Raw genomic sequence first — 25,659 nt, 5'->3', positions numbered from 1 at the left:
GGATTTTTCGATAAAAGACCCGTTGCATCGGTGTCGATTACAACTTATCCTCATGGTTTTTTTGCCACTCTTTTACGATCTCTGGTAGTTCCTCGCCTTCGGCAACAAAAATCAGCGCTGCCGAGTTCATGCAATATCTCAGTCCGGTAGGTTCAGGACCGTCGTTAAAAACATGTCCCAAATGCGAGCCGCTACCGCTGTCCACTATCTCTGTGCGTACATACCCCAGCTTTCTATCACTGAATTCTAGAACAGCATCTTCGCTGATCGGCTTATAGAAACTAGGCCATCCCGTGCCTGATTTGAATTTATGCTCTGAACTGAAAAGCGGCTGTCCGGTCGCGGCAGAGTAATAGATTCCTTTTTTCTTATTGTCCCAGTATTCGTTTGCAAATGGGCGCTCGGTTCCTTCTCTGCGCAGCACGTCATATTGATTGCTGGTCAGTTGTTTTTTCCATTCCTCCTCAGATTTTTCGATAGGGTAGGAGCGCTCTTCAGTGGTTTTGTTTGTAGTTGTGTTTTGGCAAGAAGCGGTTAAAAACGCTAAGCCCAGTATAAATAGAAGTGAAGACCTCATAATGGTAATTTTTGATTATCGCTTAAAATTAAACCATAACTATGCCACGGGCTAGGGCTTTAGCCTTCCGCTAATACGTTTTCTCATTTTTATAAGACTTTGAGGTCTTAAATTGGGTTAATCTTGTTGATTCTATCCCGCTTTCGCGAAAGCGACACGGTTAATTAAAGTAATACGAGTAACTATATGAATAGCTTAAAATGGAATTCTGTCATTTGTTGAAAATAGACTTAAACCTTCCTCACAGACTCAGATTTTAAGCTCATCGCGCCAAAATCCATCGTTGCTATAGAAAAGTCCATTGTATGAAAAAGGTTTATCTATTCAACCACAATTCCCGCAACCCTTCTAAAGTTTCAGCTTGTCCTTCTACCATCTTTTTTGGAGCGTCCACATAATAAAGTTGCCATTTACCATCTTTCTTTAGGGCGCAGCCGTACGTATAATCAAGGTTGAATAATACTAAGTCTTCAAATTCAGGTTCAAAGACCAACTCGTGCATCCTATTATAATAACCTACCTTACCATCCTTCCAAACTTCATAGAGTTCACTGGATCCATTGTGATACACGATTTTCTCGTATTCTGCAGGAATGTCGTTGCGAGCAACACCTTCACCCGAGTATACTCCCCAGAGTTTACTTTTTCTCTTTCGGCCTTTAAAATGGTAACCATTATCATCTAATTCAACGAGCTGATCTAAATTACGATCTTTCCTCAAATTTTCCATCATCTCGAGCTGAAATCCCTGAAAACCAGTAGCGGCGGGAATATCTTCTGGAAAGTCATATAAATAGTTTCTACTTAAATACACCTCACCAGACAGCTCCACCAAGCCCCATTTTTCATTGCTTTGAATAGCAATGGAAGTTATATGGCTTGAAATCATGGGCTCCAACTCATCTTGTTCATTATAACGGTGAAGAGTATCCATCGCAACAATAGGCTTAAATTGATCAAAACTGATTTTATCAAATATTTCCTCTTCCATTAAGTTCACTAAATACTTCTTCTTTTTTCTGTGAGCGATGGCGAGGTCATTAATGCTTAAATGTGAGTCAGGAAACTCAAAGCTATATCTTTTTCCTTCTTCCTTGAAGATGAAGCTTTCTTGTCGCGAGTCGTAAAGGACCCAATTACCTCTACGGTTTTTAATTCGGAGAGGATAGTTAGAATTCCTGTCTGGATTAAATTCTATGGCTTTAGCTTTATTTTCTTTCAAAAAAGCATGGATGATTTTCTGATCTGTCTGCTGCGTTATTTCATATTCTTCTCCAGTTTGCTGGTCGTAATACCTCTGTGCATTTAGGATATTTAAGAAAATTACAACTAGCAGAAATAGTTTGATATCACGGGTCATAAGCAGCTAATTTTAGTTCTGAGCATTAATGATTTAATTCAGACTTATTGAATGAACAAATATTGATAATTAATGTCTGAAAATATATGAAATTATTTCGGCAACTTATTAATAGCTCTTTAGCTCTAAATAGCCTACAATAATCAAGATCAACTGACTATGCCTTCCTCACAAACTCAGATTTTAAGCTCATCGCGCCAAAACCATCGATCTTGCAATCGATGTTGTGATCGCCATCAGTGAGGCGAATGTTTTTGACCTTTGTCCCTGCTTTAACGGGTTTTGGAGCACCCTTGACCGGTAGATCTTTTATGACGATCACTGCATCACCGTCACTCAACTCATTACCGTTGGAGTCCAATATTTTGGGCGTTTCAACTTCTATTTTCTGGTTGGGATTCCACTCGTGATAGCATTCTGGGCAGGCATAGATTTCATTGCCAAGAGAATAACCGTAAGGCGAATTACACTTTGGACAGGGTTTCATTTCATCTGACATGGAGTTGCGGATTTTTTAAGGGGCAAATTTAGTTTAAATCCTATAAGAAAGAGCTCTTTGCTTTGAAGCTCTTGATAAATATTGATTCCATTAAGGATTCAAGTCCGATTGAAAAAATCAGGAAGTGTCATCACCAGACCTACTATAATGAGAGTTAATCCTAAACACATAAGAATATTTGGTAACCAATGCTTCAAAAATGCATTATCGATCAAAATCTCGTACTCTTCATCTTCGAGTAAATAAATGATATTCATCGTCTTTTTGCGAGATTTGATAGTTGTTCCAAGTTTAAGCTCCTGTTGAATTAATCTGCCCTCACTGCCCTTAAACTCAATGATTGGATAGTAATAGGTTGTTGACATTCCCTCAGTATCTCTGCTCACCTTTTCTACGTGTTTTACAATTTTTGCGGTAACACGTCTCCCGTAAGTTTCCATCTTTTTTGTTTTGGAACGCAAATGAAAACCTAGATAGAGGAGCGCTATTCCGAGCAAACAAAGAATAGTCATCAAGACATAATTATCCATTTAAAAGCATAAATTGTTAAGCGTCCTAAATTAAGAATTAATTATATTTTGATGACTTGAAGTTCAAGTACACTCGGTATTACTCTTCAAAAACCAGTGCATCCGCATTGGCTCCCAGCTCTTCTAGTTGTTTGTTGATATCCTCCACCATGGCATCTGGACCACACACATAGAAGTTTTGAGAGAAGTCAGAGATATGATTTTTCAAAAATTCTTTGTCTATGCGCCTTTGCTCATGACCTTCTTTCTGCTCCTGAGTCAGAGTTGATACAAAATTCTCGCCCAGCATCTGGCGGAAGCTTTTCTCCAAAATCACATCATCGCTGGTCTTGTTAGAAAATATCAATCGGTTGCCATTGATTTGCTGGTCAGCGCGTAGGTGGTTAAGAATGGAAATAAATGGAGTCACTCCAGCGCCACCGGCTATAAATGTTCCTGGTCCTTTATACTCAATCGCTCCCCAGGCATCATCTAAGATCAAACCGTCGCCTTCCTCAAGCATTCCTATCTCATCAGTCACACCATTGTGGTCAGGATAAATCTTAATGGTAAATTCTAGATGGTGGTTGCTGGGTAGGGAAGTAAAGGTAAACGGACGTTTTTTATCGCGATAACCGTCTTTATCTACAGCAACTTCCGTGGCTTGACCTGGTATAAAATGATAATCTTTGGGTTTTTGAACCGTAATTCGTTTTACGTCATGAGTTACGTTTGCTATGTTGAGAATTTTTACGTGGTGTGCCATTTCAGTCTAGTTTTTATATGGAGACAGAAAGTTAATTCATAATGATTTAGAGCTTATTAAAGAAACGCTATGTTAGAGATACTTTAACGCTGTTTTCTCATTTTATGCTCTTGATAAACGTAATCGTTTCTTTGATTAGCAATGAGGTTGATTATTGTTTCGCTTTCGCGAAAGCTAGAACATAAAAGCGAGAACATTAAAAGCTGTTGTATGAAAAAAATTACATCAAATGCAGCACAGATAAACCTAGAAATAGGCAGAAGACCTAATCAAGAATCAGTATTTTGAGAAAGTAGATTCTTACCAACTCCCGATTCTGCATATTGTTTGAGGACTTGGTTGCGCTCCGTCAGGAAGTTTTTCATGTATTTTTTGAGAAAAAGGAAATCGGCAAGATTTCCCAGAATTCCGAAAGGCGACTGATACTGAAAACAATCAGTCATAAGCGTGCCTTGTGGTGAGCGTCTGAGATGATGCTCGTGTTTAAAAGATTTGAAGGCGCCGTTTACCATTTCGTCTACAAAATATAATGGTCTATCGTATGCAGTGATTTTAGAGGTAAGCGTTTGATTAATACCAAAATGTCTCGCACGCCAAGTCACGCTCTCGTTTAAACCTATCAACCCACTCGTTTTGCCCGCAATCGCAGTCTCACCAGTTTGACCAGCAGAGACCGTATGGAGGTCGATGCTGCGAGAGAGATCAAAGACGATTTCGATATCCGCCTTTATGATAGTCTCGAGATGGATGGTGGGCATACTACAAGTCTTATTAGAATAGAATAAGAATTATTATTCATTCTCGATTCGTACTTTGAGGGGATGAACTTTACAAACGTACATTTCGGAATTTAATAATGAGTATGCTACGTTGGTAAACAAATATTCCTTACTTATTGATGATTTAATTACTTTAAAAACTTGTTCTGTTATTTGATTACCTTCAATTCGGTAAGGTTTATCATCTATTATGATAATAAATCTTTCAACGCTAAACCTGCTATCAAAGTAAGGATCTTTTATGCTTACTGTAATCTCTGCGTTTTGAAGCTCATTTACACTCAACGTCTGGCTGCCGTTGAAACCGTTGATTTCTACATAGGGTTTGCCAAGTGTTTTTATCCTAAGTGGAACTTCATATTCACTTTTTGATCCATCAGGAAAGACAGCTTCAATTTCTAGATTTAAAATCTGTTGTCGAGGACTTATCACTCTAATCGTAAAAGTGCCGTGACCATCGATTTTTTTAACCTCTTTATTTTTAACATCAACTTTTTCAGCACCCGGCACCCAAATTTGGATTTCATTTTTCATGGCGACATAGATCACTTCACGCGATAAGATGGGTTGAATAGAGTCCCTGGAAACTTCAATGTTTTGAATCTCAAAATCTAAGAATGAACTCTCAGTTTGCCCAATTCCAAAAAAAGAAGCTAAAGTAAGTATGAAATAGAGGTAGGTTCTCATTACTCTATCCCTTCCTCTCCAACTCCTGCATCACACTCACCAGAGTTTCCACAGCTTCGACACTTAGAGCGTTATACATACTGGCACGATAACCGCCTACCGAACGATGACCGTTAAGGCCGTTGATTCCAGCATCTTTCCAAAGCTGGTCAAAGGCGTCTTTGTGAGCTTCATCTTTTAATACAAAAGTGGCGTTCATTTTAGAACGATCAGCTTTATCAGTCACAAAACCTTCAAACAGCGGATTGCGGTCAATTTCATTGTAAATCAATCCAGCTTTTTTATTATTCAATTCTTCGATCCATGAAATTCCGCCATTGTCTTTAAGCCATTGCATGGTCAGCATACTCACATAAATAGGGAATACGGGCGGCGTGTTGAACATACTGTCTTTAGAAATATGCACTTTATAATCGAGCATAGAAGGAATGCTACGAGAGACTTTGCCTAAAATTTCTTCTTTTACTACAACAAGCGTCGCACCGGCAGGACCCATATTTTTCTGTGCACCGGCATAGATCAAATCGTACTTGTCAAAATCTCGCTGTCTAGAGAAAATATCACTACTCATATCACAAACGATTGGTACTTCTACGCTAGGTGTTTCCTGAAGTTGTGTTCCAAAGATCGTATTGTTCGTCTGGAAGTGGAAATAATCAACATCACTCGGGACGCTGTAGCTTTTGGGAATGTGATTGTAGTTACTGTCTTTAGAAGAGGCGACTTCGATCACTTCGCCAAACATTTTTGCCTCTTTGATCGCTTTGGCACTCCAGGTTCCCGTATTGAGGTAAGCAGCTTTATTTTCAAGTAGATTATAGGCACACATCAAGAATTGCATGCTGGCACCTCCACCTAAAAACAAAGCTTTATAGCCTTTATCCTGTAATCCCAGATGCTCGAAAGCTAAAGATTGCGCTTGTTCCATCACCTGCACAAAATCCTTGCTTCGGTGCGAGATCTCAAGAATACTGAGGTCGTTAAAATCCAAAACAGCATCTGCCGCTTTTTTAAAAACTTCTTGTGGAAGGACGCAAGGTCCGGCGCTAAAATTGTACTTGAGCATCGTGTAGTTTTAAAAAGTGAACTACAAAAATGCAAAAGCAAAATGGGAAATCCGATTAAATTTTAGTCTAAATATTAATGCTAGGAGATATTCTCGTGTTTACACCCAACCCCAGCCCTTCCCTCAAGAGAAGGGAGCTATAACATAAAATTTCCCTTGAGGCGTCGCTCTGAGCGGTGTTGAAGTAGAAATGCCGATAGGCAAAGGGTGCAACATCTATGAGAGAACACCCAACCCCAGCCCTTCTCTCAAGGGAAGGGAGCGTTCTTTCTCACAAATTGATTACGAGCAATTATATTTGACTTGACATGCGCAACCACCATATTCTACCATATTCACCTGCCGCTAGAGATTTATCCAGAAGGCTTAGAAAAAATCCGACTAAAGCGGAAATAAAGTTTTGGAACCTTGTGAAATCAAGTGATTTGAATATAGTTTTACGACGACAGATGCCCATTTTGGATTATGTCGTTGATTTTTATATTAAGGAAGTAGGTCTAGCGATTGAGATTGATGGTAAATATCACGACCATCAATTTTTAGAAGATGCAACTAGACAGGGTAGAATAGAAAAGTTAGGAGTTCGATTCATGAGATTCAGTAATGATGATGTTTTAAATCAACCCTTTAAGGTTCTCGATGATTTAAAATGTAGGATAGATGAGTTGAGAGCGACGTAGAACACCCATCCCCAGCCCTTCCCTCGAGGGAAGGGAGCTATAACATAAAATTTCCCTTGAGGGAAATGTCCGCAGGACAAAGGGTGTAACACGTATGAGTGAACACCCATCTCTAACCCTTCCTTCAAGGGAATAGGACTTGATATCAATTTCCCTTTAGGCGTCGAGCTGAGCGGAGACGAAGTGGAAATGTCCGCAGGACAAAGAATGTTCAGCGCTAACTAGAAATTTACTCTAGGATAATCCTATCAAAAAATCAACTGTATCCACACCATCAGCATAATCGCTGAGTTGGGGCTGTTGCGTCATGCCAAAATCTACAAATTGAGGAGCTTTCAAACTTTCCAGTCCTATTTTATCCCGAGTCTCGGCAGAGCTTACCACACATTGCAGTTCTTCCTGATTACTAGAGATTTCAGAGGCGATTTCACCTAGATCGTCATAATAGGAATAGCCTAAGGACGCGATAGGAGAGGTGTAGCTGTTTTCTTCTTGTTTAATGATCAAAAATTCATTATCCAGACAATCAAACTCGCTCATCAAGTACACCGCTTTGTTGTAATCGTAGTTGTTGAGGTACTTCCGGTTATTGATAAGATCGCGTTTAGAATACATACCGTTGAAGAAGCGATCAAAGTTGTAACCACGTGGAACTTTTAAGTGGCTAACGCTCCTGCAACCCAGTCCAAAATACCTGAAAACATCCTCACTTAGAGCTATCATGTCCTCAATACTCTCTTCACCTGTGAGTACCGCTATACTGTTGCGGTTCTTGCGTATAATATGTGGCTTATTACCAAAATAGTACTCAAAATACCTTGCCGTGTTGTCGCTTCCTGTAGCGATGACCGCATCGTAATCCTCTAATTTTTCCTTTGTGAAAACATAAGAATCTGCGAGCTCAGGAAGGAAATGTGTAGCGATGTCCAGTATAAGTGGCAGCAAAACGTCATCATTTCCAGATACTTTAATCAGCGCACGGTGCCCGGTCAGGATCACCGTCATCACGTCGTGCAACCCCACGAGGGGTATATTTCCGGCAGCGACGATTGCGATGGTTTTTGGTGATATATTCTGTAAATGATAAGGAGTCAGCCAGGCTTTCAGCTTTTCTTGTTGCAGTGCCTCGCTCCATTGTTGCAGGCAGTACTCGAGATTTTCTTGCGTGAACCAGGGGTTTTTGGCCTCGGCTGTTTGTAGGGCGGTGTCGATCCTTTCTTCCCAGTGGGCTTCTTGACTTTCTCCTAGTTTGCCGTTGAGGTAGGAGGTGAGAAGAGATCCCGCTTTCGCGAAAGCGGAAATACGACCATTTAACGTGCTATTAATTGAGATTTTACCCACCAGAACCTATTTTTGCGCAAAAGTACCAAACCCATGGCAATCATCATTACAGACGAGTGTATCAATTGTGGAGCCTGTGAACCAGAATGTCCCAACACGGCCATTTATGAAGCCGCAGACGACTGGCGTTACGCCGATGGTACCGATCTGGATGGCAATGTCGTGCTCCCCAGCGGTAAAGAAGTGGATGCCAATGAGACTCAAGAACCGGTGAGTGATGAGTTTTACTACATCGTACCTGATAAGTGTACCGAGTGTGTAGGTTTTCATGAAGAGCCTCAATGTGCTGCGGTTTGCCCAGTAGATTGCTGTGTGCCTGATGAAGATATCGTTGAGACCGAGGCTGAGCTGCGTGCCAAGCAGTCTTTTATGCATAAGAACTAATTAAGCCTAAGCTCAAATTATTTTACTTGGGTTAGAGTCGCTCTGGAGAAGTGCTACTATTGTCTAAGAGTCTTATGAGCTCATTAATTACGATTTAATGAGTACTTTTGCGCGCTTAATTTCAAGGCTATGGTTAAGCTTTTCAACAATTTTGTAGGCAATCCAAAAAATGACATTCTTTCTGGACTTACAGTAGCACTAGCGCTTGTTCCCGAAGCGGTTGCATTTGCGTTTTTTGCAGGTGTTGATCCCATGATAGGACTTTACGGAGCCTTTATGATGGGATTAATTACTTCATTATTTGGTGGACGACCGGGAATGATTTCTGGTGCAACGGGAGCTATGGCCGTAGTAATGATCAACCTGATCAATAAAGGAAATGAGGTAGGAATGGAACTCGCCCAGCCCATGGAAAATCTGGGACTGCAGTGGCTTTTTATCACTCTGCTAATCGTTGGTGCTATACAGATCTCGGCAGGAGTTTTCAAGCTTGGGAAGTTTGTAAGATTGATTCCGCATCCCGTGATGATGGGATTTGTAAACGGTCTGGCGATCGTGATTTTTCTCGCGCAGCTTGATTTCTTCACGACTGGTGAAGGCGATGCCAAAACATGGTTAGAAGGCACACCACTTTATATCATGCTGGGACTGGTTGCGCTTACCATGGCCATAATGTATTTTTTACCCAAGTTGACAAAAGCAGTCCCAGCGGCTCTTACGGGAATTGTAGTAGTTGCAGCTATTACTATTCTGTTCAAAGTCGACGTTGCAACCGTAGGTAGTTTTATTAGAGACGGTGGTGGTTCAGGTCTTCAAGGATCTTTACCAGAATTCCAATTTCAAATTTTTACGCTGTTTGATACCATGGCTGGAAACTGGGGGCTTGTTCTGGTTACAGCTTTATCACTTGCCGCTGTAGGTCTTGTGGAATCATTGATGACCTTAAATCTTGTAGATGAGTTAACGGAAACTAGAGGTAGTGGTAACCGTGAATGCGTCGCGCAAGGATCGGCAAATATTGTGAATGGGCTCTTCGGTGGAATGGGAGGCTGTGCCATGATCGGTCAGTCCATCATCAATGTAAATTCAGGTGGTCGAGGAAGGCTTTCTGGCGTGGTTGCTGCCGTTGCATTATTGATGTTTATCTTATTTGGAGCACCGATTATTGAACAAATTCCCATCGCAGCGCTTGTAGGAGTCATGTTTATGGTCGTGATCGGAACTTTTGCTTGGAGTAGTTTCAGGATTATCAATAAAATTCCGCTGGCAGATCTTCTCGTTCTTATCGCGGTAAGTGCGATTACGGTTTGGAAGGATCTCGCTATTGCGGTAATCGTAGGGGTGATTATGAGTGCGTTAGTTTTTGCATGGCAGAATGCAAAACGCATCCGCGCACGAAAAAAGATCAAGGAAGATGGAACCAAAGTCTATGAAATTTGGGGACCATTATTCTTTGGGTCAGTAACAGATTTTAACGCCAAGTTCGATCCCAAGGAAGATCCAGAAAAGATCGAGATCGATTTTATGGAAAGTAGGGTACAAGACCATAGCGGAATCGAAGCTTTAAGAAATGTGGCCAATAAATACCTCGATCAAGGGAAACAGATCAAATTGACCCATCTAAGTCCGGAATGTAAGGAGCTGCTCATGCGCCGCAATCCCGAGTTTGAAACCATTATTGAGACCAGTGTAGAGGATCCTCGCTACCACATCGCTACCGATTTGATGGATGCGGAGGTTTAGTAGGCAGTAAGCTATAGGCATTAGGCAGTAGGCGGTTGTCGCTGAAACTCGCATTTTCGGGCTTCGAGAGCCTCAGTCCTCATTTAAATTTCAGATTCCGAGCCATGAGGATGTAGCGATGGAAGGGCGCTTAGAGTGGCAGTAGTCAGTTGCAGTTGGAATTCGTATTTCGGGCTTCGAGAGCCTCAGCCCTCGGTTATACTATTAAAAGCCGAGCCCTGAGGGCATAGTACTCGAAGGGCGCTTAAAGTGGTCAGTTTGCAGTTTGATTCGGATTTTGAATTCCGGACTTCGAGAGCCTCAGCCACCATTTTAAGGTAATTTAAGATATGCTTCGACAGACTCAGCATGACATCATAAATCTTTTTACCGAAGCCTTTTCCCTAACCCTGAAGGGCAGAGTTTCCACTAATTCGAAATAAAAATGTAATTGGAAAAGCCACACCCTTTAGGGTAGGGGAATTGGCTTTTCGATCTCGATTTTAAATAGGGGAATTAAACACCCCCAACCCCCTCGGAGGAGGCTTTCTGTTCTCAATTGTTAGTCTGAGCGGAGTCGAAGAGCCGGCCCGCTTACTATTTTCGATTTTCCGAAACAGTCCGCCACAAGCTATCCTGTTGATTAGGTGGTGCAATGATGTGAACGGGTTCTTTTTTGACGGGATGGATAAAGCTCAACGATCTGGAGTGCAGATGTATGCTGCCATCTTTGTTACTTCGCTTTGCGCCGTATTTCAAATCCCCTTTGATGGAACATCCTATTTTATGGAGTTGGCTTCTGATCTGATGATGTCTGCCTGTTTCTAAATGGATTTCCAGAAGCGTATAGTGATCTAGCTCCAGCAGGGTTTGATAAGTAAGAATTGCTTTCTTTGAATGAGGCACTTCGTGATCGTGTGAGTAGCTTTTGTTTTGCTTGGGGTTACGGACCAAGTAATGTTCTAATCGGGCTTGTTTTTGAGCGGGTTTTCCCTCAACAATCGTCCAATAGGTTTTATCAGTCTCTCGCTGATTGAAGAGCTTATTCATGCGTGGAAGAGCTTTTGAAGTACGTGCAAAAATCACCGTACCGCTGGTAGGTCGATCTAATCTGTGAATCACACCCAAATAAACAGCTCCTGGTTTATTGTATTTACGAGCAATGTAATCTTTAACGAGATCAGGCAATGTAGTATCACCAGTCTTATCGCCTTGTGTTAACTCTCCTGAGAGTTTATTAACTGCGATAAGATGGTTGTCCTCATAAAGAATGCGATCATCTATTTTCAAAACAAACTAAAAAAAGACCTCTATGTCAATTTTTTAAATCAATGTAGAGGCCGTAAGATTAGTAAACTAATTAAATCAACCGATCCTGATCCCCCTCAAAATAAGAGAAGTTGTGATCATTATTGATTTTGAGCAAAGACTCATATATCATGCGTATGACGTTTTCCACGTCATCGCGATGAACCATCTCAACTGTGGTGTGCATATATCTTAATGGTAACGAAATCAAAGCACTCGGTACGCCACCATTTGAGTAGGCAAATGCATCGGTATCGGTTCCAGTAGATCTGGAAGTGGCTCTTCTCTGAAATGGAATTTCTTTTTCCTCTGCCGTGTCAAGAATTAAATTGCGCAGTCTATTCTGAACTGCTGGGGCATAAGCGACCACGGGTCCTTTTCCTATAGCAGCATCTCCTTCTTTCTTTTTATCGATCATAGGAGTCGTCGTGTCGTGGGTCACATCAGTCACGATAGCGACATTAGGTTTGATGGTTTGGGTTATCATTTCTGCACCGCGCAATCCTATTTCTTCCTGGACGCTGTTAGTCACGTACAGTCCAAAATCCAATTCCTTACCATTTTCTTTCAGGAGTCTCGCAACTTCTGCGATCATAAAGCCTCCCATGCGGTTGTCTAGCGCACGGCAGACAAATTTATTTTCATTCAATACGAAGAATTCGTCTGGGTAAGTGATCACACAACCTACATGAACTCCTAGCGCTTCAACACCTGCTTTATCTTCTGCGCCCACATCGATAAAAATATTATCCAATTTAGGAGATTTCTCATCAGATTTGTCGCGGGTATGGATTGCTGGCCAGCCAAAAACTCCAGTTACAATTCCGTTTTTAGTGTGGATATTTACTTTCTTAGAGGGAGCAATCTGGTGATCAGAGCCACCGTTACGCACCACGTAGATCAATCCATCATCGGTAATATAATTCACGTACCACGAGATTTCATCAGCATGTCCTTCTATGACCACCTTGAATTTTGCATCTGGATTGATAACGCCTACCGCGGTACCGTAGTTATCTGTGATAAATGTGTCCACGTAAGGTTTTAAATAATCCATCCACACCTTCTGACCGTTCCATTCATAACCGGTAGGGGAGGAAGTGTTTAGATACTTTTCTAAAAATTCGAGTGATTTGTCGTTCAATAAGCTTTCGCCTGCCATAGTTCTTCAATTAAAGCGTGAAGATACTAATTGGGATCAAAAGTAAAGGTGAAACAGGGCGCTATAGATAGGATTGATTTCATACAAAAGTTTCTTGCTTATAGTATAAGTAGAGATAGTTCATTAATACGCTTTCGCGAAAGCGTAAAAACCATCTCATCACCCTGTAACTCCATCTCAAATTCTCAAGTCGAACTGCCCGAATTCAAAAATCTGACACTACAACGTTTTCATTAACTTGTTATTCAGACTATTATGGATTACTTTAAGACTAAAATAAAGCCAAAATTATGATAATATTAACTATCTCCCTCTTTTTAGATTGATTCTATCATAGTGCTCAAACATATTGTTAATCAAGTGATTACAAGCACATAAATTTGAGTGTTTAGTCTTAGATAACGTTATTTAACATTAAACTGTTTTGCGATTAGAATGTAGAAGTATCTTTGCGCGGCTTTTTAGAAAGGGTGACAGCAGCTTTCGAAAAAAACACTTATGAGATCACAACTAAGTATCTTCTTCATCTATCCTGTCGTGATAGGTCTTTCCATCCTTGGAATGTCAAATGTGTCAATAGACTCATCTGAGAACTTCGGCAAATCAAAGGTTTTTGCAGACGATTTTGAGCCTGATTTTTCAGGACCGCTTTTTAATGTTGATGACGCGGGCGATGATTACGATCCATCATCTTTCCAGTTTTACAATCACTCGGCACCCCTTATTCCTTCAAAAGGTTACATAGCTTTTAAGGAAGCTCTCGCCAGAAAGGAATCGCTGGGTCGCTACCAGCAGGTGAACAGCTTAGGCTATTTGGGAAAATACCAGTTCGGGTCGGTGACTTTGAGGCATTTTGGTGTCTATAACACTTCTCTATTCCTTAATACACCTAGTGTTCAAGAAAGAGTTTTTAATCAGTACTTGAACTACAACCACGATTATCTCAAATCTTACATTGAGAAATATGATGGAAAGGTGGTAGGAGGTATAAAGGTGACCGAAAGCGGAATTCTCGCTGCTGCCCACCTTTCAGGTCCTGGCGGCGTCAAGCGTTTTTTCAATAGTAACGGTAGGTTGTCCAGCAGAGATGCATACGGATCCTCGGTTAAATACTACATGAAGAAATTTGCTGATTATAACGTCAGCAGCGCGATCAGATAATTAATTCCTTGCGCCAAAAATCGCGCTTCCTATCCTGATCATATTTGAACCTTCTTCTATGGCAATTTTGTAGTCGCCAGTCATTCCCATACTGAGCGTGTCAAATTCATGAGGTGGCTCGATGATGTCTTTTTTCAAGGTCTCATAGAAGTTTTTAAGGCCTCTGAACTCTTCTCTTACCTGATCTTTATTATCAGTAAAGGTGGCCATTCCCATAAGACCTTTAATGCGCACGTTTTGTAAATCCTTGAAAGCGTCAGATTTGAGGAATTCTTTTAATTCATCTTCATCAAAACCAAATTTACTTTGCTCTCGCGCTATGTGAATTTGTAGCAGGCAATCGATTACGCGCTCGTTCTTTTTGGCTTGCTTATTAATCTCCTTGAGCAATCGAGGGGAATCCACGCCGTGCACGAGATGTACGTAAGGCGCCATATATTTTACCTTATTGCGCTGGGTGTGACCTATCATATGCCATCTAATGTCATCAGGTAGGTCTTCCCATTTTTGAGTCATTTCTTGAATCTTGTTTTCTCCAAAATCCCGTTGTCCAGCCTCATAAGCCTCTTGCAAATCCTCATTGGGTTTTGTTTTACTTACGGCTACGAGGGTGACGTTTTCAGGTACGCTTTCGCGAAAGCGAGATAAAGAAGTTACTATATCACTCATAACTAAAATTCATAGATTAGAAGTCCGCTGGGAAGCTTGGGCCTTACAAAGGTACTTTTGGGAGGCATTCTCAAATCAGCATCAGCGATGGACTTAATTTGCTCCACGGTCGCAGGAAACATACCGAAGCCTACGGCAAACAGGCCTTGATCCACTTTCTTTTTGACTTTCAACATGTCGTGCTTCCCGTAACTGTAAATGAGTCGGTCGTCAGTGCGTAGGTCTTCAATTCCCAGAATAGGTTTCAAGATCAGGTCGTATAACATTTGAGAATCAAGATCGTCGAGAGCCGTTTCAATGGTAATCAGATCTTTGCGCAAATACAAGCTGTAGAAATCTCCATCCAGATACATGGAAAAATGGTGCTTTTTTGAAGGTTGATACAACTCCATGCCGCGGTTTTGTATTCTGAAATACTGATCGAGCTTAATCAGAAATTCTTCCTTAGAAAGACCGTTGAGGTCTATGATTCCTCTGTTGAACTCGTAGATATTGAGCTGACTCTCGGGAATCAGAAAGCTCATAAAATAATTGTAGCTCTGTTTTTCAGCACCCATTTCCTCAGCAAGCAGCGCAGAACTAGCCGATCTGTGGTGTCCGTCTGCAATGTAAAGATGCGGCATTTGCTCAAATTGAGCCTGCAACCCTGAAATTACAGCATTATCGCTTACTGACCAGATTTTGTGCCTATTATGATCTGTAGTAGAAAAATCATAGGTCGGTTCGGTCGTTTTGATTTGGTTGATGATGTCATCAATTTCTGACTGGTCAGGATAAGTCAATAAAACGGGTTCTGCATTGAAACCAACGGTTTTTAAATAATCTTTGAACAACACCTCTTTATTATGCAAGGTGTCTTCATGTTTTTTGATTATGTTGTTCTCATAATCTTCAGTGCTCATGGAAGCAATGATCCCAGTATAGGTATGATGAGGATCTATGTTTTCATAAATGTAGAAACAGGAATTCTCGTCTTCCGTTAAATATCCCTCCTCCTTAAATTCCAAAAACCGATTGCGAACGAGGTTAAAACGCTCTTCTCCAGAAATCTCCTGATTGTATTTGTATCCAGGATTTAGAATCTGCAAGAAACTATAAGGATTGTACTTAAGCTGAGCCTTTAATTCCTTTTTATCATAGTCTTGATAGGTGCGCGATATGAGATGCGCAGCCTTGTCTGAGGTTGCTCGGGTAGCTTTAAAAGGTTTTACTAAGGGCATTCAATCACATTAATTGCTAGTAATCTTAGGATGCGAGAATTATTGTTATTCGATAGATGCATTTATCTGTGAATAGTCTGCTTACGATCAGGTCCTACGCTTACCACCTTGATCGGGATTTCCAATTCTTTTTCAAGGAAGTCTATGTAATTATTCAACTCTTTTGGAAACTGATCTGCAGATTGCATTTGGGTCAAGTCCTCTTTCCAACATGGTAAGGTGGTGTAGACAGGCTCCAACTTGTCCGATTCAATGTTGTAGGGCAGGTGGTATATTTCTTCACCGTTGTATTTGTAGGCAGTACATACTTTCAACTCATCAAATCCTGAAAGCACGTCTCCCTTCATCATCATGAGTTGGGAAACTCCGTTTACCTGACAGGTATATTTCAAAGCAACGAGATCCAGCCAGCCGCAACGTCTGGGACGACCCGTTACCGCGCCAAATTCATGACCTACTTTAGCCATTTTGCCGCCTACTTCGTCAAAAAGTTCCGTAGGGAAGGGGCCACTACCCACTCGTGTGGTGTAGGCTTTGAAAATTCCAAAAACCTCACCGATCTGTCGTGGAGAAACTCCCAAACCAGTACAGGCACCAGCTGCAGTAGTGTTACTTGACGTCACAAATGGATAAGTTCCAAAATCGATGTCGAGCAAACTTCCTTGAGCGCCCTCAGCAAGTATGGTTTTACCATTTTTTTGAGCTTTTTGTAGAAATTCTTCAGAATCGATAAAGTCTAATTCTTTTAAACGTTCTACTGCTGCAAAAAACTCTTCTTCAAGTTCAGGAAGATTGTACTGAATATCCACATCGTGAAAACTGATCAGCGCTTCGTGCTTGTTAGCCAATGCCCTGTACTTGTCCTTCCAGCCCTTCATTTCCAGATCACCTAGGCGTATCCCATTACGACCGGTTTTGTCCATATAGGTAGGACCTATTCCTTTAAGGGTCGAGCCTATCTTAGCTTTTCCTTTTGAGGTCTCGCTAGCTGCATCAAGCAGCCTGTGTGTGGGCAGTATGAGGTGCGCTTTTCGCGAAAGCTTCAAATTTTTCTTGTAATCGATATCAAATTGATCCAATCCATCTAGTTCTTGAACAAAAACCACTGGGTCGATCACCACACCATTACCGATAATGTTTATGCTGTCTTCATGAAAAATACCACTTGGGATGGTTCGCAATACGTGCTTTATCCCGTCAAATTCCAGTGTGTGTCCAGCATTGGGCCCACCCTGAAATCTCGCTATGATATCGTAATTTGAGGTGAGTACGTCAACAATCTTTCCTTTTCCCTCGTCTCCCCATTGAAGTCCGAGCAGTAGATCTACAGCCATTAGTTGCTTTTTTCTGGTATGTTTTTAGTGCCGTAAAAGTATAAAGAATGATTGGTAATAGTCACATCAAAGACTTCTTCTATAGTCTTTTTAATATTCTCTAATCGTGGGTCACAAAACTCAACTACTTCGTTTGTATCTGTAAGTATAAGGTGGTCATGCTGGCGGTCAAAATAGGATTGCTCGTAGTAGCTTTGATTCCCGCCAAACTGGTGTTTGCGTACCAATTTACATTCCATAAGCAACTCAATAGTATTGTAAAGCGTGGCACGACTTACCCGATAATTTTGATCTTTCATCTTTCCATAAAGCGACTCAATGTCAAAGTGTTCACCACTGCTATAAATCTCCTTGAGAATGGCATAGCGTTCAGGAGTTTTACGGTGCTTGTTATCGTTTAAGAATTGTGTAAAAACATCTTTAACGATCTGTTGTTCTTTATCGAGATGGGGTTTGATTTGTTCCATAATATCTTAATGTCTGGATACCTTATCGATACCGTTGATCTTTTTCAGTTTTTCAATGAGTTTATTGAGCATGCCTATATTAGGTACTACCACAGTGATTTTACCATTAAAAACGCCATCGTCACTCCCAAAATTGATATTCTTAATATTCACGTGCATGCTTTCAGAAATCAGGAGAGTAACTTCTTGAACAAGTCCCATTCTATCAATTCCTGTAAGTTTGAGCTCTGCTTTGTGTTCTTGTTGTGAGGAATCGATCCACTTTGCCGTGATGATGCGGTAGGCAAATTTACTTTGAAGGCTGATAGCGTTTGGGCAGTTGTTTTTATGAACTTTAATTCCCTCACTTACAGTTGTGAATCCAAATACTGGATCGCCGGGAATCGGATTGCAGCATTTTGATAGCGTATAATCCAGCTTCACCATCTCCCTACCAAAAACCAACTCATCATAATTCTGAGTCAGCTCTTCTTTGTAAAGATCTGGATTTTCCTTTGGCTTACGTATTTTGTTTTTGATGAAGCTGTAGAGTGCGTTGCTGCGACTGCTCGCAAAATCCTTGATCGCCTTATTATCAATATTTCCTGTGCCTACTCGGTAAAAAAGGTCATGACTGGTTTTCAACTTGAAGTAGTTCACCATCTGGTTCACACTTTTCTCGTCAAGACTGATTTTCTGGGCGCGCAATTTTCGGGCAAGGACGGCTTTACCTTCCTCTGCAATTTCTTTTTGATCTTGTTTGAGCGCACTTTTAATTTTGGAACGCGCTCTAGCCGTTTGCGCATAATCCAGCCAGTTCTTAGTAGGCCGCTGATTTTCTGAAGTGATAATGTCTACTTGATCACCACTTTTGAGTTCGTGAGATAGTGGCACGAGTTTACCATTGACTCGAGCTCCTCTGGTATGCATTCCTACTTCTGTGTGGATGGCAAAAGCAAAATCGAGTGGAGTAGCACCTTTGGGCAATGACTTCAGATCTCCTTGTGGCGTGAATACAAAGATTTCTTTGCTGTAAAGGTTGAGTTTGAATTGTTCTACAAAATCTACAGCATTGACATCAGGGTTTTCAAGAGCTTCTTGTAGCTTGCCCAGCCATTGTTCTAGGCCATCTTCTTTTTTGTCGTCTTGTTTATACTTATAGTGCGCAGCATAACCTTTTTCTGCGATTTCATGCATGCGCTCACTGCGTATCTGTACTTCTACCCATTTTCCATCGGGCCCCATAACAGTGATATGGAGGGCTTCGTAACCAGTACTTTTGGGTGAGCTGATCCAGTCGCGCAATCTAATGGGATTAGGCCTAAAGTGATCGGTTACGATACTGTAGATTTTCCAGGCTAGAAACTTCTCATTGGCTCGATCGCTCCTAAATACGATACGTACGGCAAACTTGTCGTACACTTCATCAAAATCCACGTTTTGCTTGAGGATCTTCCTGCGTATGGAGTAAACGGACTTGTGTCTACCAGAAATGGTGTATTGCAATCCTTCTTTCTGTAAGGAATCTTCAAGAACCGCTTTGAAATTCTCGATGTATTCTTTCTGTTCCTCTTTACTTTCTTTAATGGATTGCTGGATGTCATTGAAAACCTCCGGCTCCGTGTATTTGAGGCCAAGATCCTCAAGCTCTACCTTGATATTATAAAGTCCCAAACGGTGAGCGATGGGCGCATAAATGTACAGCGTCTCACTGGCGATTTTTACCTGTTTGTGCGCAGGCATGCTGTCCATGGTTTGCATGTTGTGCAAACGGTCTGCAATCTTGATAATGATTACTCTTATGTCATCATTAAGCGTGAGCAACATCTTTCTGAAATTCTCTGCTTGCGAGGAGATGTCTGCATCTTTTTTAAGGTGGGCAATTTTTGTGAGCCCATCTACGATTCGGGCAATGGTCTCGTTGAATATTTGTTCAATATCAGCAAGAGTGTACTCGGTATCCTCGACGACGTCGTGGAGTAGGGCGGCGGCGATTGCGGTGGCGTCCAGACCTATTTCATTGGCCACGATTTTTGCTACGGCTATGGGGTGAAAGATATAAGCCTCGCCACTTTTTCTTCTTTGGGGCGCATGAGCTTCAACGGCAATGTCAAACGCCTTACGTATGAGTTTCTTATCCTCGTCAGTTAGTGTCTGGTAACTCACTGCCAGTAAGTCTTTATACCCTCTGGCAATTAACTTGTTCTCCTCTTTGATTTCAGCCTCAGTCATGAAAAGTAAAGTTACTACTCTTTAAGTTATGGCACAATTTGTAGCGCACTTTAGAATGCTTCAAAAAGACTTAAATAATGAAGTTTTGAAGATTAATTTTATAATTCCGCTTTCGCGAAAGCGTAAACCACTAAGAACTATTCGTAACAAATAAGCAACGGTAGAAACTCAATGATTCAACCAATCAAAAAATCTGATAAACCCCTTGAATGTTGAAGTTCAAAAACTGGGAATAACTCACTTGCGTCGCTAGCGTCCAATCGCTCCAATTATAAGCCCCACCCAGATCTGCCCTGAAGCTGGTCTTGCGCTCGCTCAATGCGACGAGAACCTGGTTGAAAATGTCTAAAAACTGACTTTTCTCGCCCGTGAGTCGGTAATCGATCCAGCTGTTTGTATAGATCAAACCGCCAGAAACCGTCCATGAATTCCAGTCACGACTTGCGATGAGTCCTGCATTTAAAGAGTAAAAATCGATGAGTGTACCGTCCAAAACAGCAATGGCAGGATCGCCACTCGCAGGCTCCAGCGCTAGAGGCTTGTACCTGAGATTGAAATCACTCCAGTTGATATTAGTCAGAAAGGCTACTTCCCATTTGCGATTTTCTTTTTGAAAATACTGGCTCAAATTGTGCTTTAAACCTGCGCCGTATAAAGCGTAATCAGAACTTTCAATCGTGATTTGTGGTCCATAACGTATAATAAACTCCGTTTCTTTCCATAAACCGAGCTGCCCCTGAACGTAGGGAAATGCAAAAAAATCAGTTCCCAAACCTGGCAATGCCTGAAATTCATAATCGTCACCCTCGATTTCAAAATCAAAAAACACACGTTTCTCACCTCCCAACGCGGTGGGGACGCTCGCGCGATCTGCATCCCTGATCGTAAAATTCAGAAACTCGTCTTCTCGTACATCAAAAAATTGTTTAGAATTAGGAAAGGGCAAACCACTGATACCAATACTGGCCGCAAACTCAAATTTCTTAAGACTTTTTGCTGTAGTGTAATAACCGGCACCTGTTTGCTGGGTACTGGCCTCAGCAGCTGGTTCATTATAGCGATCCAGAATGATTAAGAAATCATGAAATACATCATTTAGGTCAGGTTGTGCCGTGGTAAACAGCGAAAAAAACAAAACAATTACTGCTAAATGATATCGGCTCAACGGTTCTTAATTAAAATATTAAGCGGGCAAAATAATCAAAATAGGAGGAACACCCGCTTTCTAATTATCTTGCTCGCCATAAGTTAGATAATGCATAGAAACGTTTTCATTTTTATTGTCTTTTTAGTACCACTACTGGTATTCAGTCAGGACTCTGAGGATCAGAAAAAAGATTATCCTTTTCTAGGAAATACGTTCATTCAGGTTAATCTGGGCTATTTAAATTATCCCTACGATGAAAGTCTTCTGAATGAGGGTTTTACCACAAGTGGCTACAAAAAAAATCCTTTCTCTGGCCGACTGATGCTCGGGTATAAGTTTAATGAGAACTGGGCGATTCAGTACGGTGTCATGCGTCCAGCAATTTGGTTTGAATTTGATAAAGTCAACGGTACCAATTTGACCAAAAGTGTCTTTTTGAATTCTTGGTTTCTAACACTGAGTAGGCAATTTGCCCTGAACGATAAATGGAGCTTATATACAGAGGCCGGTCCGGCACGCGTAACGAGAAAGGGATTTTTACTGGGCCAGAATAGGGGAGTTGAAGATGAAGAATATTTCAGTTTAATGGCCGTAGGCGGCTTGAAATACAAATTGAACAACAGATGGGATTTGACTGCACAGGCGATGTACATCCCCAAGCATAACGATAGTCAAGGATCCATAAGTCAGTTTACCGCTGGTTTTCAGTATAATTTATCAGAATTGGTGCCCAAAGAATATCATGAAACGAGTGATGTGTTCTTCCCAAAAAACACTGTGCAACTGGGTTACAGCAATGATTTTATAGGGTATTTTGCAAACAAATTTTTCTCCTTCCAGTCTAGGGTAGGGAATTTTGAAAATCTTGGAGTGCCTGTTTTTTGGTATGGAGATGTGAAGGCTAGTAACACTGTTCATTTGAATTATCACCGCACCGTTTATAAAGGGCGCAAGATTTTGGCATTGGGTTGGGGAGCAAGTGCCACTGCTTTTGAAAGCAGTGGGGATAAGGATTGGGTTTTTGCTTTGAGTATTTATCCGCAGATTGACTTTTACTTTTGGCGAGAAAAGCAATTTGCCATGTACGCCAATTACTCACTGATCGGTCCTACTTTCATAAGCAAAGAAAATATTGATGGTTTTGAAACCGGTCCAGAGTTTACCTACCAAGATTTTATGGGCGTAGGAGCCTATTTTGGGAAGGATCATAGTTATAATTTTGAACTCAAGATCATTCACTATTCTAATGGAAATATCTTCAATCAGAATGATGGCGTAGCGGTGCCGCTCATGTTTACGTTTGGTAAGTCGTTTTGAGGTAGGTCAAACTCTCGCGTTAGATTAATTGAAATGTGGAAAGTAGTTGTCTCGCTTTCGCGAAAGCGAAAAAACAAAAACAACAAGTAAAATTGAGAGTGTATTAATGCTTCTTACCCAGCAACTTCATTACTAAACTAAAAAGGAGAAAAGCGATTAATCCCACAACCAGACCCACTAGAAATTCCCAGAGCATAGAAGGCATCCCAGGATTGATCTCCTCAAAAAAATGAATGTTGTGGACAAAAATACCACCAGCGACAAGAATCATGGCGAGCGTTCCTAAAATAGCCAGTCCTTTTACAATCCAAGGCAAGACAAACACCATTCCCTGACCTATTTTACTGCCTAAAGTTTCCTTACCATCGGCGGCTGCGATGAGTCGCAATCCAGCATCATCCATACGCACGAGAAGCGCAACAATACCATAAACGCCCACTGTCGCTAGCAAAGCAACAACCGTGGTGACCGCAATTTGCACTTCCAACGGTTCTTCTAAAACGGTGCCCAGCGCAATGATTACAATCTCCACTGACAAAATAAAATCTACTAGAATAGCCGATTTAATTTTTTCTTTCTCTTGCTCTAAAACCTCTTCAGGAGTTAGTTTAACGTGTTTTACTTCTTGTTTGTTCTCTTTCTTTTTGAAAAGGTATTCCCAGATTTTCTCAGCCCCTTCAAATGCCAAATAGATTCCACCAATTACTAAAATGACTATTATCGCCACGGGTAGAAATGCACTCAGTAAAAAAGTTATGGGGAGAATGATGGCTTTATTGAGTAAGGAGCCTTTTGCAATTTTCCACAATACGGGCAGCTCTCGTTTTGACACAAATCCTGAGGCTTTATCTGCATTCACGGCAAGATCATCGGCTAGGATTCCGGCAGTTTTTTTTGTAGCCACCTTACTCATGGAAGCTACATCGTCCATCAAAACAGAAATGTCGTCAAAAAGTGCAAAAAAACTTGAAGCCATAAAATACTAGGGTTGTTAGTCGACATCAAAAATAGAAATCTCAATCTAGGGTTTCCCTAATTATTTCAGTAAATAATGAGTTTTACCTTTTGCTGAACTGGGGTAGTAGATGTTGAGTTGCGCATGTGATTAGTCCTCGCTCAAATCTTCACTTTCATAGGCACCAGCATCAGGTGCGGTAGCATTACGATCATTTCCTGAAATATCTTGCTGCGTTGCTGTTAAAGGGTTAGCTAGAGCATTTGCTGCACTGGAATTATCGATCTGATATTGATTTAAATCCACATTCTTAAACGCCGGATCTTGGTTAAAGATCACTTGATTATATAAGTTGGTATTTTGAAAATCGTAAGCTGGTAGATCGCTCAATTCGTTGAACCGATCGTTTAATCTCAGGAGTGAATTTGAAAAACTAAAATTGAAAGCTGAAGTTTCATCGTCTAATAAAGCAATCTCGATATCTCGATTCCCATAAATGATGGAATTGGTGAAATTGGCTTGAATGAGATCTTCACTAAGATCTGCGACATTTGGGATAGCATTTGAAAGAAGAACAACAGGATCTTGTCTAAAGCTGCTGTTCCAGTAATTAGCAAACGTACAATTGTTGAAATTATAACTTCCACCCAAACGGCCTACGAAAGAGGACTGTCCTGTATTTCCTATGATTAGGTTTTCTGCATCGATTTCCCCTGTAGTGGCGAGTATTCCATTGTTACTACAGTTTAAGATTTGGCTGTTATTGATTTGAACAGTGGCGCCATTTGAATTTGTATTCAAACTATCTACTAAAAGACCCACGCTGGAGTTTTTAATAGTCGTGTAATTGAAAATATTGTTCTTACTCCCAGCAGTTAACCATATTGTGGACCATTGGCCCGCAACTTCGCTATAAAGTGGTTCTAGGCGATCGCCTTCAAAAATGACTTGGTTTTCCATTTCCTCCGTTGCGGAGAGAGCGCCGTTTATTTGGATACTGGCTTCATTGGTTACTATAATACCACTATTGTTATGGAAATGTAATCGTGCGCCGGCATCCACGGTCATCACTTGATCATTGGGAACGAAGGCAAAACCATAAATCACGTAGGGTTTTTCATTGGTAAAGTGCAGTTCACTTGGATCGAGTACAAAGCCTTCGATGCAGATCTCATTGCCCTCGGGATCTGTACCTATAGGAATGCATGCGATTGTACCATCATCTTCTAGTTCGGGAAATAGAAAAATAGCATCCTGAATAAGAGTTACTAATTCGACGGTCTGTAAGTTAGAACCGCTATCAAAATCAATCTGATCTTCATAGAGAAATTCGGATCCGTTGCTGACTTCCGTGATGTCCACTGTAGTTTCTACTTGAATGAACATAGAGTCTTGAGCTAACAATTCCACATCTTCAAAAACCTTTCCTGGTACGCCATCGACTGATAAACGGTATTTAGAATCGATACCCTCGCGCAGACCTACGGTAGGTATGACAATATTTTCATCGCTACGGTTATACACTTTAAAAGTTCGAGTACTACTACCGATTGTACTAAAAACCGTATCTAAAAAAACCGTGTCTTGAGAAAACTCCAAAGACCCTGTGCTTGATTCAAAATCAAAGTCGTTACGACATGAGGAGATCAAAATGACTCCGATAATTATGACTACGACCGTAAATAAGTTCTTCATTATAACTTAAGCATTTAATGCTTGATATTAAGTTCCAAGTTCCAATCCCGATAGCTATCGGGACCAAGTGCCAGGCTCTAAAATTTATTTGGCGAATTTCGACATCAAATAGAAAAACGCGATTTTTCTTAACTCTTAACTCTTAACTCTTAACTCTTAACTCTTAACTCTTAACTCTTAACTCCTAACTCCTAACTCCTAACTCCTAACTCCTAATCCACTTCAAAGACCCTTCTCAACTCATCAGTAATGCGTTGCGGTTTACCGTTCTGATCTACCGCACACCAGTCTGAGGTGCTTTTGACTAATAATTCGTCAGTCTTAGCATTCCTAATTTCTACAAAACGCTCGTACCGCACATTTGTTGCTCGACCTACATAAGTACTCACATGGATCGAGTCGCCCAGAACAGCAGCGCTTTTATATTCAATCGTGTGCTTGATTAAAAACCAATTATAGGTGTCTAACAAGTGTTCTGTGGCAACCTCTTTCCAATGCGCCACAGCAATATCATTCACCCATTGCACATAAATCACATTGTTGACATGATTTAGGTCATCGATGTGTTCTGGCTGGACATCAAAAGTTTGTTTGAAAACAGGTAGCTCGTTTTTACTCATGAATTTTTATAGATCTGCCGTTT

The 25,659-nt window shown here is 41.0% G+C and carries 26 protein-coding genes; 6 read left to right on the top strand and 20 right to left on the bottom strand.

All coding sequences use genetic code 11. From position 1 onward, the window contains the following. Positions 1–37 precede the first annotated feature (37 nt). From msrB to serC, 8 genes are all read right to left on the bottom strand, one after another. Complete coding sequence (gene msrB, locus BST97_RS04835; protein ID WP_085766172.1) at positions 38–577, bottom strand: peptide-methionine (R)-S-oxide reductase MsrB; 540 nt, start codon at positions 575–577, stop codon at positions 38–40. Positions 578–893: 316 nt separating this feature from the next. Next, positions 894–1,937, bottom strand: coding sequence for a hypothetical protein (locus BST97_RS04830; protein WP_085766171.1), 1,044 nt, complete (start codon positions 1,935–1,937; stop codon positions 894–896). 157 nt (positions 1,938–2,094) lie between these two features. Then, positions 2,095–2,436: a zinc ribbon domain-containing protein YjdM gene (locus tag BST97_RS04825; RefSeq protein ID WP_085766170.1), complete on the bottom strand. Its 342-nt coding sequence runs from the start codon at positions 2,434–2,436 to the stop codon at positions 2,095–2,097. A gap of 98 nt (positions 2,437–2,534) precedes the next feature. Next, positions 2,535–2,876, bottom strand: a complete 342-nt coding sequence (locus BST97_RS04820; RefSeq protein ID WP_157111452.1) for a hypothetical protein — start codon at positions 2,874–2,876, stop codon at positions 2,535–2,537. Positions 2,877–3,045: 169 nt separating this feature from the next. Beyond that, complete coding sequence (locus BST97_RS04815) at positions 3,046–3,711, bottom strand: ferredoxin reductase domain-containing protein (protein WP_085766168.1); 666 nt, start codon at positions 3,709–3,711, stop codon at positions 3,046–3,048. Positions 3,712–3,980: 269 nt separating this feature from the next. Further along, positions 3,981–4,469 carry an SRPBCC family protein gene (locus tag BST97_RS04810; protein WP_085766167.1) on the bottom strand — a complete coding sequence of 163 codons (489 nt, stop codon included), beginning with the start codon at positions 4,467–4,469 and terminating at the stop codon, positions 3,981–3,983. Between the two features lie 33 nt (positions 4,470–4,502). Continuing rightward, a complete protein-coding gene (locus BST97_RS04805; protein WP_085766166.1) occupies positions 4,503–5,177 on the bottom strand; it encodes a GldM family protein in 675 nt (224 codons plus the stop codon). Positions 5,178–5,181: 4 nt separating this feature from the next. Then, a complete protein-coding gene (gene serC, locus BST97_RS04800) occupies positions 5,182–6,243 on the bottom strand; it encodes a 3-phosphoserine/phosphohydroxythreonine transaminase (RefSeq protein WP_085766165.1) in 1,062 nt (353 codons plus the stop codon). A 308-nt stretch (positions 6,244–6,551) separates the two neighbouring features. Here serC and BST97_RS04795 point away from each other — a divergent pair, with 308 nt between their 5' ends. Next, positions 6,552–6,923 carry an endonuclease domain-containing protein gene (locus BST97_RS04795; RefSeq protein WP_085766164.1) on the top strand — a complete coding sequence of 124 codons (372 nt, stop codon included), beginning with the start codon at positions 6,552–6,554 and terminating at the stop codon, positions 6,921–6,923. Positions 6,924–7,157: 234 nt separating this feature from the next. Here BST97_RS04795 and BST97_RS04790 read toward each other — a convergent pair whose 3' ends face one another. Further along, a complete protein-coding gene (locus tag BST97_RS04790; protein ID WP_157111450.1) occupies positions 7,158–8,264 on the bottom strand; it encodes an acyl-CoA reductase in 1,107 nt (368 codons plus the stop codon). 33 nt (positions 8,265–8,297) lie between these two features. Between BST97_RS04790 and BST97_RS04785 the strand changes: the two genes are divergently transcribed. After that, positions 8,298–8,648 carry a 4Fe-4S binding protein gene (locus tag BST97_RS04785; protein WP_085766163.1) on the top strand — a complete coding sequence of 117 codons (351 nt, stop codon included), beginning with the start codon at positions 8,298–8,300 and terminating at the stop codon, positions 8,646–8,648. Between the two features lie 129 nt (positions 8,649–8,777). Then, positions 8,778–10,391, top strand: a complete 1,614-nt coding sequence (locus tag BST97_RS04780; RefSeq protein ID WP_085766162.1) for a SulP family inorganic anion transporter — start codon at positions 8,778–8,780, stop codon at positions 10,389–10,391. Positions 10,392–10,967: 576 nt separating this feature from the next. Here BST97_RS04780 and BST97_RS04775 read toward each other — a convergent pair. Beyond that, positions 10,968–11,660, bottom strand: a complete 693-nt coding sequence (locus BST97_RS04775) for an RluA family pseudouridine synthase (RefSeq protein WP_085766161.1) — start codon at positions 11,658–11,660, stop codon at positions 10,968–10,970. A 70-nt stretch (positions 11,661–11,730) separates the two neighbouring features. After that, positions 11,731–12,840: a M42 family metallopeptidase gene (locus tag BST97_RS04770; RefSeq protein ID WP_085766160.1), complete on the bottom strand. Its 1,110-nt coding sequence runs from the start codon at positions 12,838–12,840 to the stop codon at positions 11,731–11,733. A 498-nt stretch (positions 12,841–13,338) separates the two neighbouring features. On the opposite strand from BST97_RS04770, the gene BST97_RS04765 reads away from it, so the two are divergent. Next, positions 13,339–14,001, top strand: a complete 663-nt coding sequence (locus tag BST97_RS04765; protein WP_085766159.1) for a hypothetical protein — start codon at positions 13,339–13,341, stop codon at positions 13,999–14,001. Here BST97_RS04765 and BST97_RS04760 read toward each other — a convergent pair whose 3' ends face one another. The 5 genes from BST97_RS04760 to BST97_RS04740 form a co-directional block, all read right to left on the bottom strand. Then, positions 14,002–14,670 (bottom strand): YggS family pyridoxal phosphate-dependent enzyme, encoded by a 669-nt coding sequence (locus tag BST97_RS04760; protein ID WP_085766158.1) that lies wholly within the window; start codon positions 14,668–14,670, stop codon positions 14,002–14,004. Positions 14,671–14,672: 2 nt separating this feature from the next. Continuing rightward, complete coding sequence (locus BST97_RS04755; protein WP_085766157.1) at positions 14,673–15,890, bottom strand: DUF1015 domain-containing protein; 1,218 nt, start codon at positions 15,888–15,890, stop codon at positions 14,673–14,675. Positions 15,891–15,952: 62 nt separating this feature from the next. Beyond that, the gene (locus tag BST97_RS04750; RefSeq protein WP_085766156.1) at positions 15,953–17,224 is read right to left on the bottom strand and encodes an adenylosuccinate synthase; all 1,272 of its coding nucleotides are present in this window, start codon (positions 17,222–17,224) and stop codon (positions 15,953–15,955) included. Beyond that, positions 17,224–17,691, bottom strand: coding sequence for a Fur family transcriptional regulator (locus BST97_RS04745; RefSeq protein ID WP_085766155.1), 468 nt, complete (start codon positions 17,689–17,691; stop codon positions 17,224–17,226). The genes BST97_RS04750 and BST97_RS04745 overlap by 1 nt, the downstream gene beginning before the upstream one ends. A 6-nt stretch (positions 17,692–17,697) precedes the next feature. Then, positions 17,698–19,902 carry a RelA/SpoT family protein gene (locus BST97_RS04740; protein ID WP_085766154.1) on the bottom strand — a complete coding sequence of 735 codons (2,205 nt, stop codon included), beginning with the start codon at positions 19,900–19,902 and terminating at the stop codon, positions 17,698–17,700. Between the two features lie 28 nt (positions 19,903–19,930). Here BST97_RS04740 and BST97_RS16245 point away from each other — a divergent pair, with 28 nt between their 5' ends. Continuing rightward, the gene (locus tag BST97_RS16245; RefSeq protein ID WP_262497059.1) at positions 19,931–20,056 is read left to right on the top strand and encodes a hypothetical protein; all 126 of its coding nucleotides are present in this window, start codon (positions 19,931–19,933) and stop codon (positions 20,054–20,056) included. Positions 20,057–20,086: 30 nt separating this feature from the next. On the opposite strand, the gene BST97_RS04735 is transcribed toward BST97_RS16245, so the two are convergent. Continuing rightward, positions 20,087–21,067: a DUF6588 family protein gene (locus BST97_RS04735; protein WP_085766153.1), complete on the bottom strand. Its 981-nt coding sequence runs from the start codon at positions 21,065–21,067 to the stop codon at positions 20,087–20,089. Positions 21,068–21,157: 90 nt separating this feature from the next. Between BST97_RS04735 and BST97_RS04730 the strand changes: the two genes are divergently transcribed. Then, positions 21,158–22,366 carry an acyloxyacyl hydrolase gene (locus BST97_RS04730; RefSeq protein WP_085766152.1) on the top strand — a complete coding sequence of 403 codons (1,209 nt, stop codon included), beginning with the start codon at positions 21,158–21,160 and terminating at the stop codon, positions 22,364–22,366. A gap of 103 nt (positions 22,367–22,469) precedes the next feature. On the opposite strand, the gene BST97_RS04725 is transcribed toward BST97_RS04730, so the two are convergent. The 3 genes from BST97_RS04725 to BST97_RS04715 all read right to left on the bottom strand — a co-directional run bounded on the left by BST97_RS04725 (position 22,470) and on the right by BST97_RS04715 (position 25,636). Next, entirely contained in the window at positions 22,470–23,342 is an 873-nt protein-coding gene (locus BST97_RS04725; protein WP_085766151.1) for a DUF808 domain-containing protein, read from the bottom strand. A gap of 129 nt (positions 23,343–23,471) precedes the next feature. After that, positions 23,472–25,016, bottom strand: a complete 1,545-nt coding sequence (locus tag BST97_RS04720) for a hypothetical protein (RefSeq protein ID WP_085766150.1) — start codon at positions 25,014–25,016, stop codon at positions 23,472–23,474. A gap of 212 nt (positions 25,017–25,228) precedes the next feature. After that, positions 25,229–25,636, bottom strand: coding sequence for an acyl-CoA thioesterase (locus tag BST97_RS04715; protein ID WP_085766149.1), 408 nt, complete (start codon positions 25,634–25,636; stop codon positions 25,229–25,231). Between the last annotated feature and the right edge of the window lie 23 nt (positions 25,637–25,659).

The sequence above is a fragment of the Nonlabens spongiae genome (genome assembly GCF_002117125.1).
Taxonomy (GTDB): Bacteria; Bacteroidota; Bacteroidia; order Flavobacteriales; family Flavobacteriaceae; genus Nonlabens; species Nonlabens spongiae.
Note: the sequence above shows the minus strand (reverse complement) of the source record. Positions and strands in the feature narration are given on the sequence as shown.

Excerpts from the sequence above, each read along its gene's own strand:
- msrB (WP_085766172.1), bottom strand. The coding sequence starts at position 577 with ATGAGGTCTTCACTTCTATTTATACTGGGCTTAGCGTTTTTAACCGCT.
- BST97_RS04830 (WP_085766171.1), bottom strand. The coding sequence starts at position 1,937 with ATGACCCGTGATATCAAACTATTTCTGCTAGTTGTAATTTTCTTAAAT.
- BST97_RS04825 (WP_085766170.1), bottom strand. The coding sequence starts at position 2,436 with ATGTCAGATGAAATGAAACCCTGTCCAAAGTGTAATTCGCCTTACGGT.
- BST97_RS04820 (WP_157111452.1), bottom strand. The coding sequence starts at position 2,876 with ATGGAAACTTACGGGAGACGTGTTACCGCAAAAATTGTAAAACACGTA.
- BST97_RS04815 (WP_085766168.1), bottom strand. The coding sequence starts at position 3,711 with ATGGCACACCACGTAAAAATTCTCAACATAGCAAACGTAACTCATGAC.
- BST97_RS04810 (WP_085766167.1), bottom strand. The coding sequence starts at position 4,469 with ATGCCCACCATCCATCTCGAGACTATCATAAAGGCGGATATCGAAATC.
- BST97_RS04805 (WP_085766166.1), bottom strand. The coding sequence starts at position 5,177 with ATGAGAACCTACCTCTATTTCATACTTACTTTAGCTTCTTTTTTTGGA.
- serC (WP_085766165.1), bottom strand. The coding sequence starts at position 6,243 with ATGCTCAAGTACAATTTTAGCGCCGGACCTTGCGTCCTTCCACAAGAA.
- BST97_RS04795 (WP_085766164.1), top strand. The coding sequence starts at position 6,552 with ATGCGCAACCACCATATTCTACCATATTCACCTGCCGCTAGAGATTTA.
- BST97_RS04785 (WP_085766163.1), top strand. The coding sequence starts at position 8,298 with ATGGCAATCATCATTACAGACGAGTGTATCAATTGTGGAGCCTGTGAA.
- BST97_RS04780 (WP_085766162.1), top strand. The coding sequence starts at position 8,778 with ATGGTTAAGCTTTTCAACAATTTTGTAGGCAATCCAAAAAATGACATT.
- BST97_RS04770 (WP_085766160.1), bottom strand. The coding sequence starts at position 12,840 with ATGGCAGGCGAAAGCTTATTGAACGACAAATCACTCGAATTTTTAGAA.
- BST97_RS04765 (WP_085766159.1), top strand. The coding sequence starts at position 13,339 with ATGAGATCACAACTAAGTATCTTCTTCATCTATCCTGTCGTGATAGGT.
- BST97_RS04760 (WP_085766158.1), bottom strand. The coding sequence starts at position 14,670 with ATGAGTGATATAGTAACTTCTTTATCTCGCTTTCGCGAAAGCGTACCT.
- BST97_RS04755 (WP_085766157.1), bottom strand. The coding sequence starts at position 15,890 with ATGCCCTTAGTAAAACCTTTTAAAGCTACCCGAGCAACCTCAGACAAG.
- BST97_RS04750 (WP_085766156.1), bottom strand. The coding sequence starts at position 17,224 with ATGGCTGTAGATCTACTGCTCGGACTTCAATGGGGAGACGAGGGAAAA.
- BST97_RS04745 (WP_085766155.1), bottom strand. The coding sequence starts at position 17,691 with ATGGAACAAATCAAACCCCATCTCGATAAAGAACAACAGATCGTTAAA.
- BST97_RS04740 (WP_085766154.1), bottom strand. The coding sequence starts at position 19,902 with ATGACTGAGGCTGAAATCAAAGAGGAGAACAAGTTAATTGCCAGAGGG.
- BST97_RS16245 (WP_262497059.1), top strand. The coding sequence starts at position 19,931 with ATGGCACAATTTGTAGCGCACTTTAGAATGCTTCAAAAAGACTTAAAT.
- BST97_RS04730 (WP_085766152.1), top strand. The coding sequence starts at position 21,158 with ATGCATAGAAACGTTTTCATTTTTATTGTCTTTTTAGTACCACTACTG.
- BST97_RS04725 (WP_085766151.1), bottom strand. The coding sequence starts at position 23,342 with ATGGCTTCAAGTTTTTTTGCACTTTTTGACGACATTTCTGTTTTGATG.
- BST97_RS04720 (WP_085766150.1), bottom strand. The coding sequence starts at position 25,016 with ATGAAGAACTTATTTACGGTCGTAGTCATAATTATCGGAGTCATTTTG.
- BST97_RS04715 (WP_085766149.1), bottom strand. The coding sequence starts at position 25,636 with ATGAGTAAAAACGAGCTACCTGTTTTCAAACAAACTTTTGATGTCCAG.